Origin of the sequence: Stomatobaculum sp. F0698, from assembly GCF_030644385.1 — a bacterium.
Taxonomy (GTDB): domain Bacteria; phylum Bacillota; class Clostridia; order Lachnospirales; family Lachnospiraceae; genus Moryella.
Genome location: NZ_CP130060.1, coordinates 1,755,651 through 1,773,953 on the forward strand (window position 1 = coordinate 1,755,651; position 18,303 = coordinate 1,773,953).

Consider the following 18,303-nt stretch of genomic DNA (forward strand, 5'->3'; position numbering starts at 1 on the left):
AAAAGCACACAGACTTTCTGAGGTATTCCCATGAATTGGAAAAAACTATTCAACTTTCGCTATATTCTGATTTCACTCTATGTTTTAATCACCGCTCTACTGCTCTACTGCGGCAGCCGCGCCATCGACCATATTCCGGAACTCTGGTCCGCTGTCACGGGCTTTTTCCGCTGGTTCCGGGTTGTCCTGCATCCCCTGATTACCGGCTTTGCGCTCTGCTATCTCTTGACTCCGGTCGTGAACTTTTTCGAGCAGCGCCTTGCGAGCTTTCGAACACTCTTGCCGCGCGCACGGCGCCGCCCCGCGAAGCAAGGCAAAGCGCGTTCCTTCCGGGGACTCGCCGTGCTCCTCACCTTTCTTTTGGTGCTGCTGGCTCTCACCCTGTTGCTCTCGCTCCTCATCTCGGCGCTCAGCAGCAGCGTGCAGCTTGCAAATTTAAGCGACCTCTGGCGCATGACCAAGGAGCTTAGCCTTGCAATCTCAAACTTCTATCAGGATGTCCTGAATAAGCTTGCCACCCTCCCGGTCGGCGGAAATGACTTTACCGCCTACCTGCAGAGCGCGGTCTCGAACCTCATGAGTTTTGCGGAACGTTTCCTCGGCTCCATGCTGTCGAGCGTCAACAACATGGGCAGCTTCTTCTCGAACCTCCTCTTCTCGCTCATCTTCTGCGTCTATTTTCTGCTGGACGGCGAGAACATTCTGAATTACTGGAAGCGAGTCTCCAAGGTTCTGCTCGGGCAGCACATCAACCGGGCACTCTCTGTCTTCTTCTCGGATGCGGACCGCGCCTTCGCGGGCTATATCCGCGGACAGGTAATCGACGCGCTCATCATGACCCTCTTGGTCAGCATTTCGCTCAGTGTGCTCGGGGTTCGCTACGGGCTCATCATCGGCATTTTGACCGGCCTCGGCAACCTGATTCCCTATGTGGGGCCCTTTGTCGCCTACGGCAGCACCGCCCTGGTCTGCATTCTCTACGGCGACTATGCAAGGCTCGTCTCGGCATTTATCGCGCTCTTTGTAATTCAGACGCTGGACGGCAACGTGATTAACCCGCGGCTCTTAAGCTCCAGCATAGACATACACCCGCTGCTTGTGATTGCCTCCCTCTTGGTCGGCGGTGCCGTGGGCGGTATCCTCGGCATGCTGCTCGCCGTGCCGGTGGGTACGCTCGTGAAAATCCAGTTTGAGCGGATACTCGCATTGCGGGAAGCGATGCGCGCGGAACAAACAAGGGAAGTATAGAAAAGCGCCGCCCCAGCTGTTATCCTGTCCGGGGCGGCGCTTCTCTTATTTCACAATCCATCCTCCCTTGTGGCAAGCTGAACTGTCAGCTTCGGGTCAACTGGGTGGTCAATTGGGTGGTCAATTGGGTGGTCAATTGGGTGGTCAATTGGGTGGTCGATTGGGTGGTCACAGACCAAATCCCAGAAGAGCTTTAAATAAACCAGCATGGCCCCGTAAGAGACGCTGTAGAGAAACGACTTCCACCAGAGCGCCTTGCCGCTCGCCTCGACCGCCCGCAAAACGCGGGTAAAGACAGGCGTTTTCCCGAAGAACCAGAGAGTCGCCGTGATATCGCCCTCCGGGCGCAGCAAAAACTGCGTGACCACGAGGAGAGAAAGAAGCGATTTCAGCACGCACTCATAGCGATTCCGGCTCTGCCGCATAAGGAGCACAAAGGCCGGAAGTGAGACCAGATAAAAGGAGGGCGTGGATAAGGTAAGCGAGGAGAATGTAAACATAATGACCGCCAACATGAGCACCGTCCTCAAAATCTGGATGGGCATAGCTGCCTTGGTATCCCAGTGAAGCACGCTCCAGAGGAAGGCAATCACCAGTCCCACAATTGCCGCATAGGTTCTGATCTCCGTGCTGACCAAGGGGAAGGCAAGCCTCCAGAGACGCTTGGTCTGCGGCAAATCCCGGTAAGCTAGGTGCAGCGGTGTATGCAAGATGCGCGGTAACAACAGGAAGACAAAGAGCAAAAGCCCGAAGCCAAGACCAAACAGGAGCCAGTCCTTTCTCGCTTTCCTATCCCGCACAAACAGCGTCAGCATGAGGAAGGCCATGCTCGGCAGCAGCATGAGGTAAGTCAGCTTGCAGGCCACACCGAAACCGAGAAAGAGCGCGGCGCTCCACTTGTTCTTTTGCACATCCGAGAGCAACAAGAGCCCAAGCAGGGTGCAGTAGACCGGCAGCATATCAAACTGAATGAAGATGATGGCAATCCAGAAGCAAAGCGGATTAAAGACAGAGAAATAGTAGACTTCCCGTGCCCGCTCTTCTTTGAGTAATCCACGCTCCAAGAGGAAGCTGATCAGCGAGAGCACCGTGCCGTTCATCAGAAGCATGTTGAGCATTTTGTAGAGGAACGACTGTAACCAGTGATACGCGCCCGGCTGAAAGTCCCCGAGTGTCGGGTAGAGCAGGTAAGACGGCAGGCCGTAGCCTGCGAGCATCATGCCCTCGTACTGCCATAAGTAGAGTTCCACATTCTTATAGGGGTTGATGCAGGCAAAGAGCTGAAAAATATCGATGCCCTTTTGCCAGAGAATGATGCTGTCGGATATGACGATTAGATCGCAGCCGTAGAAAACAAGGGTGCTGACCGCACTGACCAAAAAAGAAAGCACAATGGGTTTCCGTCCGATTGCCCTGACGGCATGACTCGAGTAAACGAAAGCCTTAAAACCGCTCTTAGAGCGCAGGTTTTCACGGAACGCTAAGACACAGAGGCCGAAAAGCAGGAAAAACAAGGCTGCGGCGACAGGCAAACGCTTCGTCTCGTTTCCGCCGAGTGAAATACAATAGGTCCCGACATAGTACATGGAACTTGTATAGCGACTCACCGCCTGTATCTGTTTCTCTTCCCCATCCACCGCACAGGAAAGCGGCACACCTTCTTTGATTGTCACGGTAAGCTGCTTGCTTTCTCCGCTGCTCCGAATTTCGCCCGTGTACTCATTCTCTCCGGCAGACAGTAATTCAACCGGTGCCTCGTCATAGACAAAGGCCATGACTTTCCCCTCGTTCAGGCGATCCGTGTCCAAAAACAGTTGCCGCGAAGGAACATAAAGCGATGCGAAGAAATTGGCAAGGTAGAGACTCAACAATGCCAAAACGACAATGACAATAGAAGTACGTAGGATTCCTTTTTCACTCATGTGCATCTCCCGCAGCAGTTGCCTAGGTGAATTCGCAATGTTCTTGCCCTCTTTATGCGTAAATGATATAGCCGAGATACGCAACGAACGCAATGATGAGAAAAATCAGAGCTTTATCGTGCGTGATAACTTCAATCGGATCTCCGTCCGAATCCCCCTCAATATCCAGGCTGTACTTCATGAGGAGTATCATCAAAATCGGCACAGACCAGATAAATAAGACACTCTCATGCTCTACCGCCCACATTGCATAAAAAACAATGGCTAGCGCAATGCAGACGTACATATTTTTGTCCAGAAAGCTGTACGAATAATACTGCAACACTTTCCGCGTCTCTTTCATACCTCCCTGTCTTGCGATTTCATTTCTGCGTTTTCCCAGTCCCATATAGAAAGCGCCTGTCCATATGGTGAGGTAGAGCCAACCCGAGATTGGAATTTGGGTCAAGACAGCGCCGTAAATAACGCGGATGATAAATCCGGAGGCCAAAATAATAACATCAATCAAGGGCTGGTTCTTGAGCCCGAAACTGTATGAAACATTTAGCACAAAATACATCAAAATCAAAAGCAGCCCGGATACACCTCCTGCAAGATACGATAGCGTCAACGACAGGAACAGGCAAAAGCCACCGATCACTCTGGCTTGTAAGATATGGATGCTTCCGTCGGCAATCGGACGGAAGCGTTTTGTCGGGTGTAGACGATCCTTGGGTGCATCCTGTATATCATTTAAAATATAAACCGTCGAGGATATCAGGCACAACGAAAAAAAGCCGATCAGCGCTATCGCAAACTTTTCGGTAAACAAAGTCTGATTGAAGAAGATCGGTGTGAATACCAGTATATTCTTGAGATAATGCTTAACTCGCAGTAAATCAAGGTATTTTTTCATGCTTTACCGTGCCTCTTTCCGAAGGATTGCTTATTCCCATACAAAGCTAACATCAGTCTTTGACACATATAATATATGCAAACGCTATCCGCATCTCATTTTTGCTTGAATACGAAGAACTTGCTAATCACATAATTCGAAACAATGACCACAATCTGTGCAATCAGCTTCACCAGAAGGCTGCTCCAGTGCAGACGGTCGATGAACACAAACAACATCAATTCTTCCACACCAAGGGTCAACAGGCGTCCGCTGAAGAAACCGGCCAGCTGTGCCCAGAAGCCCTTGGCCGTATCCGTTGTAGCATCGAAGACCCAGGTCTTGTTCGTAATAAACTGGAACAACACGCAGATAACCCAGTCCACAACGTTGGCAAAGAGCGCACCCCAGCCAAAGCGCTTCGTGAAGAGAACAAATAGCGCCAAATTCAGAAAGACTGCCAGGCCCCCGAAGAAGAGATACAGGAGTACTTCCTTGTGTTTACTGTACCAGGGCTTTAAAATTCGCAGTCCCGGCAAGCCCATCATGCGATCAAAAATGTCTTCACGTGTGTTTTCCATAATCATCTCCCAAATTCAATACCAAACAGCAAAACCTCAGGTCATCTCGCTTTGCCGGGCACGGGACAGGCAATGCGAATCAAAACTCTGTTTTCCGGTACACATCAAATCTTGTCAACGCCGAAAATACGGAACTGCTCAGCGTACCCGATTTCTCAGAAGCGGAATCTTTTGCAATATCTTTGTCGTCAACAAACTACAGAGAAAATCAGGGTAAAATTGTTGTGGTCAACGTTTTTTGTAACACCACTGCTTAATGGTACACTCCACTCTCTTTTCAAACTTTGAAGTCACAAATTGTGACCTCAAACAACCTCATCATTGTAGTGGTCAAAGTTTTTTGTTATACCACTGCTTAATAGTACACTCCGCTCCCTTTTCAAACGGAGTCAGATATCCGTTATATGAGTTCGAGACTCAGTAATTCCTTCTTTTGTACCGGCATGGTCTAATCCCCTTGACAAATCAACATTCTATCCCATCATGTCATAGAGGGATGGCCAACGTCCATCCCTCTACAAACTTACTTTACCGCAAGAAACAATCGAATCTGTTCTTCCGTCACCGCAGTCAAATCCTTGCCATCAGCCCAGGCCTGATACCAGCGCACGGTCTCACCGACCGCCCGATCCACATGCCAGATCGGTGCCCAGCCAAAGCGCTTCTTTAACTTTGCACAGTCAAGCTTCAGGAAACCGGCCTCGTGCGGCGCATTGGCTTCGGCCACGTTCTTCCAGACAGCCGACTCACCCCAGTGTTTCACAAAGAGGTCTGCGAGCTCTCCGGTGCTCACGCAGTCGCAGTCATCCGGCCCGACATTATAGTATCCGGCATACTTTGCTTCCTTTGCCTGCTGCATCACAATCATGAGATAGGCGTAGAGCGGCTCCAGCACATGCTGGTAAGGACGGGTCGAATAGGGATTTCGAAGCTCCACTGCCTTGCCCTGTACCGTTGCCCGCACACAGTCCGGGATAATTCTGTCCTTCGCGAAATCACCGCCGCCGATCACGTTGCCCGCGCGCGCGGTGGAAATGCGCATTGCACCGGGCTCCGAGAAAAAGGACTTTTGGTAGGAGTGGGTCACCAGCTCCGAGCAGCTCTTTGAGTTCGAGTAGGGATCGTAGCCGTCCAGCTTCTCATCCTCGGTAAAGCCGTGATTTGCCTCTTCCGGGTTCTCATATACCTTATCGGTCGTCACATTGAGGAAGCTCACCACGCCGCCGAGCTCCCGCACTGCCTCGAGGAGGTTCACGGTTCCCATCACATTGGTCTCATAGGTCTCACGCGGATAGCGATAGGACTCTCTGACCAGGGGCTGCGCCGCGAGGTGCAACACACAGTCCGGCCTTGCCTCCCGCACGGCCTCTTTGAGGCGGGCAAAATCGCGGATATCCGCAATGGTGGAGTGCATCTTCTTGTCAAGCTCCAGCAGAGTAAAGAGCGAGGGCTCGCTCTCCGGCGCAAGCGAATAGCCGTAGACTTCCGCGCCGAGCAGACGGAGCATAACTGAGAGCCAGCTTCCCTTAAAACCGGTGTGGCCGGTCAAAAATACGCGCTTCCCCGCGTAAAACTGCTTCATATCCTCTGTGTATTTCATCCTCATCCCCTACTCTGCTTCATTCACTCTGTTCAGTCCAAAGCTGCCTGCTCAAAAGCCTTCACTTCTTCCGGCGTACCGAGCACGTGTACAGCCTCCTTCGGTACGCGGGAGATGTACACTTCTCCGCCCTGTTCAATCAGATAGTTATACATGGGCGCAATGTATTTTTCACCCTTTTCAAGGTTGCCCTCATTCGCGTAGAACTCATCATACAGTCTCTCATAGAGAGCGCAGCTCTTGAAGTAATAGGCTCCCAAGGTGCAGTTCTCCGAGATTCTCTTCTTTTCTCGCACCTCAACCGCTTTTCCGGTCTCATCAAGGCGCACAAAACTCCAGTGATCTCCCTCGCCGAGGAAGCAGGGAATAAAACCGTCACCCTTTAATTCCGCCGCATTCATTGCGCCCGGCACCACATAAGTATCAATGTTATAGACGAGCAGGCCATGCTCCGGATTCCAGTATTGGGAGGCCAGCTTTGCGGTTGTCGCCTGTCCGTCGGTCAGATAGTCGAGCAACAAAAGCTTATAATCCGAAATGCCGAGCGCAGCGCATTGCTGCTCAATAAAGCCCTCAACATCCGCACTTTCGTCGCGCATCGCAATGAAAATATAACGCGCCGCGCATTCGGCATAGCCCTGCAGACTTAGAATAGACCACTCAAATAAAGTCTTTCCGCGCGTCTCAATCATGAACTTCGGAACCGTATAGCCGGCCTTCCGGAAACGAGACCCAAGTCCTCCCATTGTGATCACAATGTCCAGATTCTTCATCTCTCCTCCCCCTTTACACGCGATGCCTCACAGCGTTCTTCCAGTTCTTCCGGCGTATAGCCCAAAAACTCATCCGGCCTAACGGAACGGTCATCCACATAAAAGCCCTTGTGTCCCGGCCAGGGCTTTCCGTAGAAAATCTCGTCATAGGGGATGTTCCACTTCTCAAGCCAGTCGGTCAACACACGCGCCGTATTCTTATTGATCAATCCCAGATTTCCCTGATACGAGTTCATGTTGCGCGAGGTGAAGAGAACAATCTTTGCCCCGGCCTCGTGGTAGACACGCATTTTTTCCACCACCTCGGCAAAGGGTACGAGATCCTCATACTTCTCGCCCTTTTTCTTGATGGGGCAAATCGTGCCGTCTATATCAAAGACGAACGAATACTCACTGTAGTTCATTCCGAATCTCCTCCAAAATGTTCCTCGCATTCAGGATAAAGCCGAAGACCTTATGCGGGTTGTCGATGTGCAGCGGCAACATCGAGAGAAAGAGCGAAGCCTCATAGAGACGAATCAGCAGATAGTGATATCCGGACGCTTCCGCTTTTTCCCGGAACCATTTTTTATACTGTGCATTGTCAAAGCCGAGCTTCAACTCTGCCTGAAACGCACGGTTAATAGAAATCTCATAAAGCGCGTTGTTGAAAAAATCGTAATTGCCGCAAATCGAATGACTAAGCTTTGCGAGATCGTAATACGGATTGGTCCAGAGTTCCTCTTCCGTGAGCGCGCCCTTCGGATCGATGAACTTGAGCATTCTGGTCGCCTTGTTGTACATCGCATTTGCGAAGCAGGGATCGCCGTGGCCGATTACACTGACCGGCTCCATTCGAACACGCGACTCCACCTGCTGTTTCAGTGCAAAGTAGCGCGCCTTAATATCGTCAATGCTCTCACCGGTACCGGCCTGTAAGAGCGCCGCAATGTGCCCGTAACTCTCGAGTTTCTTCAGGTCTTCAATACGACTCTCTACCTTTTCGATGTAAAGGGAATCTGCCGTTTTCTGATATTCTTCTTGGCTGACCGCCTTCGCATGACGCTCTTTGAAGAAGTTAAAGTACATGTCAAGCAGACGTCGAAACTCCTCCTCGCCGATCGAGCCGTGCACCCACTTAATCGCGAGGTCTGTCATATAGAGGCGCTCCATCGTATAAGAGGCACTCTTTTCATCTTCTTGGTAGTTAAAGGGCAGAACAAACCACCTCTTCATGTCATCCGGCAAGAGATGATAGAAACTGTACTCTGCCTTAATCTTCTTCTTATTGGTGGAACGCTTGGTCAGCGTATATTCCTTTTCTTCAAGCGAATTAAAATAGCGCGCGTCAAAATTTCCCGTGATGCAGCGGATAAAGTTAAAGACATCGCCGATATTGACAAGTCCGTCCGCCGGGAACGAATTTGAAACCGTTCGTCCGGCTGTCGCCGAACTTCCCTCTTTGCAAACACGCTCCAGAAATGTCCGATACGACTTTGTATCCGCGAACATTAAGCCTGCAGCCTCATCCCGTACAGTCATCCGGTAATTCTCTGCAATAAAGGGCAGTTTCTGAAACGAGAGTTTTGCCCACTCCGCATCGCTGATAATATAATTCGCAAACATATGTAGAATGTGAACCGGCTCCGCCGTCTGCTCTTCGAACTGCTCTAATAACGCATTAAACGCAAAGACAGAGCGCACCACCTGCCACTCCATCTCCGGAAAATATGCCAGAAGCTGCTGCCGGAAGCGCTCTCCGAGGCGCTGCCGCTTGACAACCACCTCCGAAAAGCCCTTCTCACCGATCACATCCTCTATGACCTCGCTCTTCCGGACTGTGTCATCAAAGATTACGATAAGCTTCATCTGCCCGTTCCTTTCTTCCCACAAAAATCAGCGCACCGAGATAAAAGAGCAGCAAGGACACCGTTCCGATTAAGATAATGCCGCTCAGATAATCGGTCTTTCCGCCCCACATCGCACCGAGCAAATAGGCCGACATTGCCCGTCCCAAATCCGCGCGCAGTATGGATGCGGTGAGTGCCAGCCCTCCGATTTCAATAAGCCAAGCAGCCACCGACAGCATATAGCTGAGTAAAAACTTTCCCTGTACCACCCGGTGAATGTCCCGGTATGCTGCCTGCAAACGCGCTAAAACAGTCAATGCAAACAGCTTCCGCTTGCTGCCTCTCCCCGCAATCAAATAACGATTCCAGTACTGGCAGAGCCCCGGAAGCGCAAAATAGATAAAACTCAACGCAAACAGCACTGCAAGCAAGACAAAAGAAACCGCCGGCATCGCATTGCCAAGCGGCAATACAAATAAAATCAGCACCGTCATCAATGCCGCCGTATCCACAAAGCGGTCAAGAAGAATCACTGCAATGCCATACATCCAGTCACCGATATAGTAGCCATAGCAATAGCAGCGGAACAAATCTCCTGCCTTTAACGGCAATATCATGCTGACCGGCGTAATTTTACAGTACTGCCTGAGGAAGAGTCCAAAGGGCAGTTTCCGATCCAATAACTCCAGATAGAGGCGAAAGGCCTTAATGGCATGCACCAGCACCGCAGTTCCCAGCATGATTACAAAAATCAGCGGGCTGTGCAAGGCAAAGGAAAAATTCCTGTGCAGCAAGGCTCTGCTGAGGAGCAGCACGGTGAGCAGCAACACCAGGATATTGAGAAGTTTATACGTTTTCTGCTTCATGGTCGCCGTTCTCTTTGTCCTTCCGATTCGTGTAAACCGTTTTCGCGGTATACGCGCCAATCAGTTTGTCTCTATGCTCCGCAGCAATAAAGCCCTTGCGGTTCACGATATAGCTTCCCAGAAGCTTCAGCACGACAATGGCCTGATTGACCATCTTGACATTCGAGACCTGATCGTCTTCTCTCCAAAGTATCGGGAAGAAGCGCATGTTCTGGCGGTAATAGGAAGAACCGAGAATCATGCAGTAATTGAACATGAGGTTATCCTTGTACTTCTCATAGAAACGGCTTTTGAGGCTCGAAACCTTGTACATGTTTAAGCCGGAACCAAGGTCATAGATGCGTCTCCCGGTACCGATTGAGAACAAGAGATTATAAACCCGGTTTCCGAAGGTTCTGAAGGCCGAGTAGCCTTGCAGCTTGGATCCGCGCATGAAGCGAGCGCCGAGGAAGCAATCGTACTTTCGGTATACCCGACTCTGTAAGTGCGGCAGAATATTCGCAATATCTCCCTGGTCATCACCGTGCAGCACAATCACATAGTCAAACTCATGCTCCATGGCATATTCAAATGCGACCTTGTGGGAACCTCCCAAGCCATAGTTATCATCATTTCTGAGCAAGGATACCGGAATGGGCAACGGGTGCTCTTCCAGATAACGCATGGCCGCTTCCTCACCGTTATCCGTGCTCCGATTGTTCACGACAATAACCTCTGTTAATTCCCGGCAAACCTCCGGCTTCAACTGCCCCAGAACACGGACAATCTGCTTCTCGCAGTTATACATCGGGATAAACAAAAGAATTCTATTCATTATTTATCTTACCCCCCCCTCATTTATAGACTATAATCCACTGAGTAATCTTTTTGCGCTTTTTCTCTGAGTTTCCATTTTAGGATACCAAACACCAACACAACGTATCCCAACAGATAAAAAGATAGGACATACATAATCCAGTACGATGGCTCCGTAAGAAAAATAATCGGAAGCTTTAGAAGGACGGTTGCAAAAATCCCCGCCAAATACCACCTTTTTCTAATACATATCCCAATCCAGTCACAGATAAGAATCAACTCGGGAATAATAGAGTTCCATATTACTCGCTTTAGCACAACGGCAAATATATTGGCTTCACTAGTAATTCCAAGGGTCTCAATAAATCTCGCCCTGAACCCCTTGAACACTGGTAAGTTGGCAAACCAACCTTTATTTAACACAGCCCTAACTGCTTGCTCATCATTATCTGCGTCAAATAATCTTGCTGCAAATCCTGCATTGATTAAACTGTCTCCCGTTATTCCTGATGCTCTGATAAATAAACTCCATCTTTCTTTTAAAACCACATTAGGATACTTCAGAGAGAGTGCTACGAAGGCCTTACGGAACTCTTGATAATCCTTCGAATTATAATCATCATTTGGATTGTCATTATGGTTCCTAATACATGCGGTATTCCAATACATAGTTTCACCGTTTACTCCGGGATTATCCATAATGATTTTAATATCAGCGACCTTATCTATCGCTTCCAATTCTTTCGCATCTCTCACCGTGTCCGCGTGACGTACCACCTCAACACAAGGTCTCATTAAACTAATCACTTCATAGCTGGAATCTCCCAGTGCCCAATTCTGAAATCGTGTGATTCCCAGAAACCCCATAATAATCAGTGAAATACATATAACCTTCTTCTGCTTCGAGATAACATCTTTTCTTACAAATAAAAGTAAAACACATGTCGCTGGTACATAGATGAAAGATTCAGTTCTCCAAGTGGAAATAATGCTACAGATGACTGAAAAAAGTAATACCTTCTTCCACCCCCACTTACTCTTTGTTTTATTCAAGCCAATCAGAATCACAAGCATTACCAATTCTAAGTACACATATATTCCCATTCGATATCCTGAAAACTGATACATCAATATCGGAGGAAGAAGAAATGGTAATAACTTAATAACAATATCCAAGACAGGATTAGAAATAGCGGGGATTCCAAACACTTTTTCAATCTTTACGACTGAGAACGCAACACAAAGAGAAATGATTGTGTTCTGCAAAAATATTATTCCTCCGGGAAAAGGTAATATTTGCAACAACACATCTTGATACGCTCCAGTCAATATATTTTGCCATGGGCACCACATGCCATATGAAGAAATATCTGTTAAAGTCAGCAAATCATCATAAGCCCATGTCCCAGGCCAGAGAATTAGTAGCATAATCATCAAAATCGTAAAATAGGGCAAGAAAATACTTACACCTCTTTTCCAATCCTTGTCATTCTGCTTTACTTTCTCATGCACCTCAAATATAAAGCACCAGATCAGGATCAAAAACACCAAATATAATATCTTTGTGAGCACAAAATAAAGCGTCTCCTGATCGTATGTAAAAAATGCTCTGTCCACTTGAAGTATTGTCGTAATAAACCACTGAACAACCGCAATGACTAGCGGATACTTAATACGATAACAATTACTCATTTCCTTCCTCAGCATGCTTGTTCTGTATGTGTTCCTTATAACATTACACAATGTTCTTCATTGTTCTGCCCTTGTTAAGCAGCATGACTATTCCAGCAGAAAGAAGCATATAACCAACAACATATTGCGGGAGATAATACATAAACAGAGAACCTGACTCGGCAGCAAATATAATTACAGTCTTTGCTAAGAAAAACCCTGTAATCAAAAACATTATCCACTTTTTTCGCAGTATCGCAAACAAAAATGCGATAAGGATAAAAATCGTAGGAATTACACCATTCCAGAAGACATAAAACAAGGGTTCCGGTATCGTATCAGGTTTTTGCTGCCCCAACAGATAAATAAAGTTCTTACGAGTCTCCGGAAACACAGGTCTTATACCCGAATGTTTTGTTGCTCTCCAGGCCTCGTACCACTCATTTTGTCCTATGTCCATAAGATGCACTGCATAGCTTATACTGGAGACCTGTACAGTAGAACCACGTAGTCCGATTGCTCCTGCAAATCTGTCTGAGCGTTCCTTCCAGAGAACATGCGGATACTTAAACGCTAACTGTACCATTCCATCCATATAGTCATCATACATTTCTTTCGAGATATCTATCTCATAGATTCTCTCTTGATCCCACACATAATAACCATCCGCATTTGGATTCTCTTTTAGTATCTCCGGATGAATGATTGGGGCCATCTTTCGGATTTCTTCTTGGTCGCGAACCGGATCTGCTGCTTTCATTAACTCAACCGCCGGAAGTATCGAGGAACGAATCAAGTAATAATAGCTACTTCCCATATAGGCTTTTTCCACATGGTGAATTGAGCCAAAGACCATAATACAAAGCACGATTGCTACCATGCGCTCCGGTATCGTGTTCTTAGTCAACGCGACAATTGCGATTATCCCGAGAATCATATAGATGATGTTCTCACTTCTCCATTCGGAGATCACTCCGATCATGATTGCAAATGCAATCATGCCTGCTCGTTTGCATTGTCTTTGCTTCAAGAACTTCGCAACCAATACAACCGCCAAAACCTCCAAATATATCAACAATCCTGTTCGATATCCACCGAATTGATAAATCACGACCGGAGGAAGCAAAAACGGGAAAAGTTTCACAACAATATCAGCGATTGGATTAGTAAGTCTCTTTAACCCAAGGTCTTCTTCTGCAATCACCAGTATGGTAGGGAGACAAAAAGCAATGATTACATTTTGTATGAAAATAATCCCCCCGGGAAACGGAAGAATATGTGCACAACAAATATAAAATAAACTCGTAAAAATATGCTGCCATGCATTTAAGCGATAAGCTTTTGTAAAAAGAAGCGTTGAAACATCATCCCAGGCCCAAGTTCCGGGCCAAAGAATAAGGAGCAATATCATCTGAATTGAAAAATACACTGCAAATATTTTTGCTCCTCTGATCCATCTCTTATCTCCGGATCTGATTTTCAGAACAGCATGTGCCAGAAACGACCAAAACGCACACAGCATTCCAAGCGAGCAGAAGCGAGTCGCCCATACAATTCCTGCAGGCAGTTCCGGTGTTTCCGTAAAAAACATCTTGTCTGCACCGCTCAGGGTTAAGAACAACCATTGAGCTACTCCTATCCCAGCGGCTAGCAGTAGCATCAAACCATCCTCTTGCTTACTTTTCATCTCCATGATTCTTACCCCCCTTTGTAGACACCCCTCGTAGGAAAGACACCATCTTTGCTAATTAATCTTTCCTTCTAAAACGCATAAAACTCATCAAAATTGAGAATAGTACCGCTGCATATAACATTCCGTTAATCGGAGTAAATATCGCTCGCGTATCATCATGCTCACGGTATTCTTGGCCGTTCACAACAAATTTGCCATTCACGTAAATTCCGCCGTACCTATCCACAACAACGGAGGCTTTCCCGGTCTCGTTTAAAATCTGCACCCCCCTACCGCTCTCGCCGGGAGTAATAACAATCCACTCATCACCACTATCGTTTCCATCGGACTCTTGTTCGATTCGAACACTCCCCGCACTACCAAAGTCCTGCACAGTTGCGGCATGAGCCGGAGTTGCCACAAGCATTCCAGCCAACAAGCCGATTACCAAACCTTTTTTCATTGTTTGTCTTTCCTTCCAATTTTGTCTCAACTCTATAGTATCCGTTATTTTCATGCCTCATGGGTTTTCCTGTACTTAAAATAGAATCACGGCAAGTCTGATTCGCTTCTTTTGGGAACGTGGCAATATAAATAGAGGAAGTACCATCCTCCCAAATAATTTGCGAAATAGTACATCGCATATTTCACCGGCGCTGTTAAGATAATGCAGATAAGTTCAATTAACAAGACGAGGAGAACCAGCGAAAAATCGAAACGTCGCTCCCATAGAGATACCAAGAATAACTCTGCGGTCAATACAATCGGAATCCATAATGCCCAAAACACAAAATTTATGTTTATTCCGAATACAGTGAACTGTCCCCCCAGAAATTTCGATACTCTATTACGTAGCCCTGAATTCAATGTCTTAACCTTCAGCGGCGAAATGTCGACATCCCAGTCCTTCAAATTTTCCGCATTCACATTTTCTGTCGTCTGCAGATACCCTGCTTCGCTATCAAAGCCTACGGAAATCACAAATTCATTCCAACGGCAGCGCAAAAAATCTTGCGGGTAGCTCATGATCAGCTTTGTACTGCTCCGCAAAAACCGAGTCATGTCCCTCTCTGTATAGTTCGTTCTCGGTTTTACCAGCGTATAAGCCCGGTTTGTCTTGGTCATGATATCTTCTATCGCATAGACCTTATCGATTGCCTCCACTTCCTCCCGATGTTCTTCCCAGTTAAACTTCGGATCCTGAAATATAGTATAAATCGGCATAATGAAACTGAGGGCAACCGGCGAATCTCCTCCTGCAAAGCTTCTCTCGCAGACTGAATAACCCGTAATGCTCAACAGCATAATCATCATTGCCGTCAGTACAGGCTTTACAAACGTACGCTTTCTCTTCAACAAGAGAGCAGCCAACATGAACGGATAAAAAACAAGCAAGAATTTAATCTCCGTTCGTATACACACAAGTCCACTGACCAACAAATTAAGCCACAGAATCTCTCGTCGAAATTCTATCTTTTCCCCACAATTCCAAAGTACCAGATAACGCTGGAGAAACAGGATAAGCAGAATTCCAAAAAGGAAAGTCCTCATAGGCTGGTACAGATAGTACAATGAAACCGGACTAAACAGCAGTACTGATATAAAACGAGCTTTTCTGCCTGTTATGACTCTACATTGCTGAATCAAATCTGCATAAATCCATGAGGCCAGCGCACATTGAAATAACACAATCGAACCTCGATGGAAGAAAAACATCAGTGCCACAATATGGATAGCAGTTGCAAACAGTCCTTGATTGTAATGAACTTTTAAAACAAGTGCAGAGTGCTTCAAAATACTGAATTCGTCGACTTCCACCCAATTACCGGGCCAAAGCAGAAGCAGCCCCACAAGAAGTACCGCGAAAATCAACAATGCCAAGCGAAACTTATCTTCTATTCGCTTCTTCCGCAAAGCAGTTATTGCCTGTCCCAAAAATAGGTACAGCAAAAAAAGCTGCACTAATTTACACACTGCATATAACAGGTATGAACTTCTCTCCGAAAAGTTAAAATGCTGCCAATCGAAATATAGCGAGAAAGGCAAATAAACCAACAGAACCGCTAAACGAACAAGATCTGTTTTTGAAAGCCTCTTCCATCCCATCATTCCCCACCGAAAGACAAAAATTCTGTCATCCTTTCTTTGAGAACCGAATCAGATTCAGCAAAAGAGAAAATATCACCGCCGCATACAGAAAGCCGTTAATCGGCGTAAAAACAGCCTTCATGCTGTCATCTTCCTTGTACTCTTTGCCGTTCACATAGAGCTTGCCGTCCACGTAGACACCGCCGTAGCGGTCCACGGAGACCACAGCCTTGCCGTTCTCATCGACAATCTTGACGCCTCTGCCGCTCTCGCCCGGGCTCACGACAATCCAGTCATCGCTCCCGCCGTTGTCATTCGGCTGCTGCTGCACGCTGACATTTCCCGCCGTGCCGAAATCCTGTACTTCCGCTGCGTATGCAGGCGTCGCCGCGAGCGTCGCCAGCAAGAATGCCATTGCTATTTTCTTCTTCATAGCTCTCCCTCAGTAATATTGTTCCAAAATGCGGTTGTACATACCGATCAGCGGATACAGCCGGTACTTGGTGAGATAGCCCTGCGGCCAGGTTGTGTCGCGGAGAAAGTCCTTGAATTCCTGCCGCTTCTTTTTACTGACCAGCGCAAGCGCCATTAAGACCGGGCGGAAGCGTGTGCTCCGGTCCACATAGCTGCCAACACCGAACTCCTCGTTGTGGCGCAGCGCAAAGTAGGCATTCACGGTCTCCCGCTTCGGCTCGTAGATGAAGCGCTTTAAAGACTCCCAGGCGAGCGGACGGAGTTCAAACTCGGTCACAAGCTGATTTTCGCAGTAAATGCACAGCGCCGCGCAGGTTTCGATAATGTGTTTTTGCAGTGCTTTTGTGTAAGAGAAGAAGATGGCATCCTCCTCCTGCTCGCAGTTTCGAAGTGCCACGATTTTCCCATCCTTCGCGCTATAGCCGACGGTGCTGCCGTTCGGCGAATTGCATATCATCTCAAAGGGCGTGGAAACCGTCATGAGTGCCCGTGCCGAGCGGAAGGCGTCAATGTAACCGCGCTTTTCCGCGTTCTCGGGCTGCTCGTTCAGGAAGGGAATCAAGCCGATATAGAAGCCCAGCATCTTGGTCTTCGGGAAGAGGTGACAGAGGTTATCCTGAATGGTGCCCCTCCAGCCGATGTCCACAATCGCAATTTCCTCTTCCGCGCCGCATAAATCCCGCTCCGCGCAGTAGGAAAGCAGAAGCGCACGCTTTTCGTCCCGCTCCGCTTCCATGCACTCTAAAAAAGCCTGATCCGCAAAGAGCGCCTGTACTCTTTCATCCTGCCAGGGATAGGTGATCACCTCTTCCGCCGGAATTTCATGCTTTTGAAGGAACTCCCGCACAGACTCCAAATCCACGCCGAGCGAGGTGAAGAGCGCCTGCATGGACTGCACGGAATACTGGTTCCAGAGCCGCATGAGTTCCTTTGTGCTGATTTCGCGGAGTGAGGGCATGAAGGTCGCAAGGCGGCTCACCTCAAGGAGATAGGACTTCGGGTAGGCGCGCTTTGAGACTGCGGCCATCGCGTCGTAAATCTCCTTGTAGAACTCGCCCTCGCGCGTAAAGAAGTAAATTTTCTTGATGTCCCTTGCCCTTACCTCTTCCGCGAGGTTCCGGACAAAGCCGTAGAAGAAGAGGCTCACATCATCGCTGCCGCTGAGCGGCGCGCCCGGGTACTGCAGCGGCTTTTTCGTGTCTCCGACAAAGTTCCGCTCCCGCTCCTCTCTTCTTTTGTGCTCCTCCGCGGGCAGATAGCGCTCTGCCGCAATGCCGAGCCGCTTCGGGACTTCCGCATCGCTGTAGGCATTGTCTCCGAGGTGCATGTGCTCCGCCGGTGTGACGCCGAGCAGCTTCTCTGCCTCCTCAAAAAGGCGTCCCGAGCGCTTATTGACGCGAAAATCGCAGGACACCAGCACCCGCTCCAAGGGCTTCGAAAAACCCGCCGCCTCAATTAACTCCCGAAGGAATGCTTCGCCCGCATAAAAATCCGAAATACAGACCAGTCTCTTGTGGGGAATGCTGTCAATCTTTGCCTCAATGCCGGGATCCAGGTAGATGTGCCGCTTCTCTGCGGCGAGTTCCTCCGCCACGAGGCGCTCGGTCAGCGCGCTCAGTTCTTCCTCGGGATGGGTCTCAAGAAACGCGCGCACCAATACTTCGCGGAAAACCGCGTGAATCTCGTACTCATCGTCAAAGCCCTGCGCAGTGCTCTGCTGCCCCAAATCACGCTCTACCGTCTGGCGCAGACGAAACAGCGCCCTTGCACTCCGGTACTCCTCCTTGAGTAAGTCCCCGCGCTGCTCCAAAAGTGCGGCCGCGGTCTCCACCTTGATGGCATCCGGATGGCAATCTCTCCGCAAGATGGTATCCCAGATATCCAGTGATATGAGCTCATAGCTTTGCATT

At 48.4% G+C, this 18,303-nt stretch carries 16 protein-coding genes; 1 reads left to right on the forward strand and 15 read right to left on the reverse strand.

Annotation, left to right across the window (positions count from 1 at the left end; translation table 11 throughout):
- Positions 1–30 precede the first annotated feature (30 nt).
- Positions 31–1,248: an AI-2E family transporter gene (locus QU660_RS08040; RefSeq protein WP_304946004.1), complete on the forward strand. Its 1,218-nt coding sequence runs from the start codon at positions 31–33 to the stop codon at positions 1,246–1,248.
- Between the two features lie 50 nt (positions 1,249–1,298).
- Here QU660_RS08040 and QU660_RS08045 read toward each other — a convergent pair whose 3' ends face one another.
- The 15 genes from QU660_RS08045 to QU660_RS08115 all read right to left on the reverse strand — a co-directional run bounded on the left by QU660_RS08045 (position 1,299) and on the right by QU660_RS08115 (position 18,302).
- Positions 1,299–3,170 carry a hypothetical protein gene (locus QU660_RS08045; protein ID WP_304946005.1) on the reverse strand — a complete coding sequence of 624 codons (1,872 nt, stop codon included), beginning with the start codon at positions 3,168–3,170 and terminating at the stop codon, positions 1,299–1,301.
- 52 nt (positions 3,171–3,222) lie between these two features.
- Positions 3,223–4,065 (reverse strand): UbiA prenyltransferase family protein, encoded by an 843-nt coding sequence (locus tag QU660_RS08050; RefSeq protein WP_304946006.1) that lies wholly within the window; start codon positions 4,063–4,065, stop codon positions 3,223–3,225.
- Positions 4,066–4,160: 95 nt separating this feature from the next.
- Positions 4,161–4,625, reverse strand: a complete 465-nt coding sequence (locus QU660_RS08055) for a GtrA family protein (protein WP_304946007.1) — start codon at positions 4,623–4,625, stop codon at positions 4,161–4,163.
- Between the two features lie 523 nt (positions 4,626–5,148).
- On the reverse strand, positions 5,149–6,207 hold the full coding sequence (rfbG, locus tag QU660_RS08060; RefSeq protein ID WP_304946008.1) for a CDP-glucose 4,6-dehydratase: 1,059 nt from the start codon (positions 6,205–6,207) through the stop codon (positions 5,149–5,151).
- A gap of 50 nt (positions 6,208–6,257) precedes the next feature.
- A complete protein-coding gene (locus tag QU660_RS08065; RefSeq protein WP_304946009.1) occupies positions 6,258–6,998 on the reverse strand; it encodes a glycosyltransferase family 2 protein in 741 nt (246 codons plus the stop codon).
- Positions 6,995–7,402, reverse strand: coding sequence for a capsular biosynthesis protein (locus QU660_RS08070; RefSeq protein ID WP_304946010.1), 408 nt, complete (start codon positions 7,400–7,402; stop codon positions 6,995–6,997). The genes QU660_RS08065 and QU660_RS08070 overlap by 4 nt, the downstream gene beginning before the upstream one ends.
- A complete protein-coding gene (locus QU660_RS08075) occupies positions 7,389–8,846 on the reverse strand; it encodes a hypothetical protein (protein ID WP_304946011.1) in 1,458 nt (485 codons plus the stop codon). The genes QU660_RS08070 and QU660_RS08075 overlap by 14 nt, the downstream gene beginning before the upstream one ends.
- Positions 8,824–9,693, reverse strand: a complete 870-nt coding sequence (locus QU660_RS08080) for a hypothetical protein (RefSeq protein ID WP_304946012.1) — start codon at positions 9,691–9,693, stop codon at positions 8,824–8,826. The genes QU660_RS08075 and QU660_RS08080 overlap by 23 nt, the downstream gene beginning before the upstream one ends.
- Complete coding sequence (locus QU660_RS08085) at positions 9,674–10,507, reverse strand: glycosyltransferase family 2 protein (protein WP_304946013.1); 834 nt, start codon at positions 10,505–10,507, stop codon at positions 9,674–9,676. The genes QU660_RS08080 and QU660_RS08085 overlap by 20 nt, the downstream gene beginning before the upstream one ends.
- Positions 10,508–10,530: 23 nt before the next feature.
- On the reverse strand, positions 10,531–12,180 hold the full coding sequence (locus QU660_RS08090; RefSeq protein WP_304946014.1) for a hypothetical protein: 1,650 nt from the start codon (positions 12,178–12,180) through the stop codon (positions 10,531–10,533).
- A 43-nt stretch (positions 12,181–12,223) separates the two neighbouring features.
- Positions 12,224–13,852 carry a hypothetical protein gene (locus QU660_RS08095; protein ID WP_304946015.1) on the reverse strand — a complete coding sequence of 543 codons (1,629 nt, stop codon included), beginning with the start codon at positions 13,850–13,852 and terminating at the stop codon, positions 12,224–12,226.
- Between the two features lie 55 nt (positions 13,853–13,907).
- Positions 13,908–14,348: a hypothetical protein gene (locus tag QU660_RS08100; protein WP_304946016.1), complete on the reverse strand. Its 441-nt coding sequence runs from the start codon at positions 14,346–14,348 to the stop codon at positions 13,908–13,910.
- A 32-nt stretch (positions 14,349–14,380) separates the two neighbouring features.
- Positions 14,381–15,940 (reverse strand): hypothetical protein, encoded by a 1,560-nt coding sequence (locus QU660_RS08105; protein WP_304946017.1) that lies wholly within the window; start codon positions 15,938–15,940, stop codon positions 14,381–14,383.
- Positions 15,941–15,965: 25 nt separating this feature from the next.
- Positions 15,966–16,352 (reverse strand): hypothetical protein, encoded by a 387-nt coding sequence (locus QU660_RS08110; RefSeq protein ID WP_304946018.1) that lies wholly within the window; start codon positions 16,350–16,352, stop codon positions 15,966–15,968.
- A 9-nt stretch (positions 16,353–16,361) separates the two neighbouring features.
- Positions 16,362–18,302 (reverse strand): hypothetical protein, encoded by a 1,941-nt coding sequence (locus tag QU660_RS08115; protein WP_304946019.1) that lies wholly within the window; start codon positions 18,300–18,302, stop codon positions 16,362–16,364.
- Position 18,303 lies beyond the last annotated feature (1 nt).

Coding starts and splice junctions, on each gene's coding strand:
- QU660_RS08040 (WP_304946004.1), top strand. CDS start 31: ATGAATTGGAAAAAACTATTCAACTTTCGCTATATTCTGATTTCACTC.
- QU660_RS08045 (WP_304946005.1), bottom strand. CDS start 3,170: ATGAGTGAAAAAGGAATCCTACGTACTTCTATTGTCATTGTCGTTTTG.
- QU660_RS08050 (WP_304946006.1), bottom strand. CDS start 4,065: ATGAAAAAATACCTTGATTTACTGCGAGTTAAGCATTATCTCAAGAAT.
- QU660_RS08055 (WP_304946007.1), bottom strand. CDS start 4,625: ATGGAAAACACACGTGAAGACATTTTTGATCGCATGATGGGCTTGCCG.
- rfbG (WP_304946008.1), bottom strand. CDS start 6,207: ATGAAGCAGTTTTACGCGGGGAAGCGCGTATTTTTGACCGGCCACACC.
- QU660_RS08065 (WP_304946009.1), bottom strand. CDS start 6,998: ATGAAGAATCTGGACATTGTGATCACAATGGGAGGACTTGGGTCTCGT.
- QU660_RS08070 (WP_304946010.1), bottom strand. CDS start 7,402: ATGAACTACAGTGAGTATTCGTTCGTCTTTGATATAGACGGCACGATT.
- QU660_RS08075 (WP_304946011.1), bottom strand. CDS start 8,846: ATGAAGCTTATCGTAATCTTTGATGACACAGTCCGGAAGAGCGAGGTC.
- QU660_RS08080 (WP_304946012.1), bottom strand. CDS start 9,693: ATGAAGCAGAAAACGTATAAACTTCTCAATATCCTGGTGTTGCTGCTC.
- QU660_RS08085 (WP_304946013.1), bottom strand. CDS start 10,507: ATGAATAGAATTCTTTTGTTTATCCCGATGTATAACTGCGAGAAGCAG.
- QU660_RS08090 (WP_304946014.1), bottom strand. CDS start 12,180: ATGAGTAATTGTTATCGTATTAAGTATCCGCTAGTCATTGCGGTTGTT.
- QU660_RS08095 (WP_304946015.1), bottom strand. CDS start 13,852: ATGGAGATGAAAAGTAAGCAAGAGGATGGTTTGATGCTACTGCTAGCC.
- QU660_RS08100 (WP_304946016.1), bottom strand. CDS start 14,348: ATGAAAATAACGGATACTATAGAGTTGAGACAAAATTGGAAGGAAAGA.
- QU660_RS08105 (WP_304946017.1), bottom strand. CDS start 15,940: ATGATGGGATGGAAGAGGCTTTCAAAAACAGATCTTGTTCGTTTAGCG.
- QU660_RS08110 (WP_304946018.1), bottom strand. CDS start 16,352: ATGAAGAAGAAAATAGCAATGGCATTCTTGCTGGCGACGCTCGCGGCG.
- QU660_RS08115 (WP_304946019.1), bottom strand. CDS start 18,302: ATGCAAAGCTATGAGCTCATATCACTGGATATCTGGGATACCATCTTG.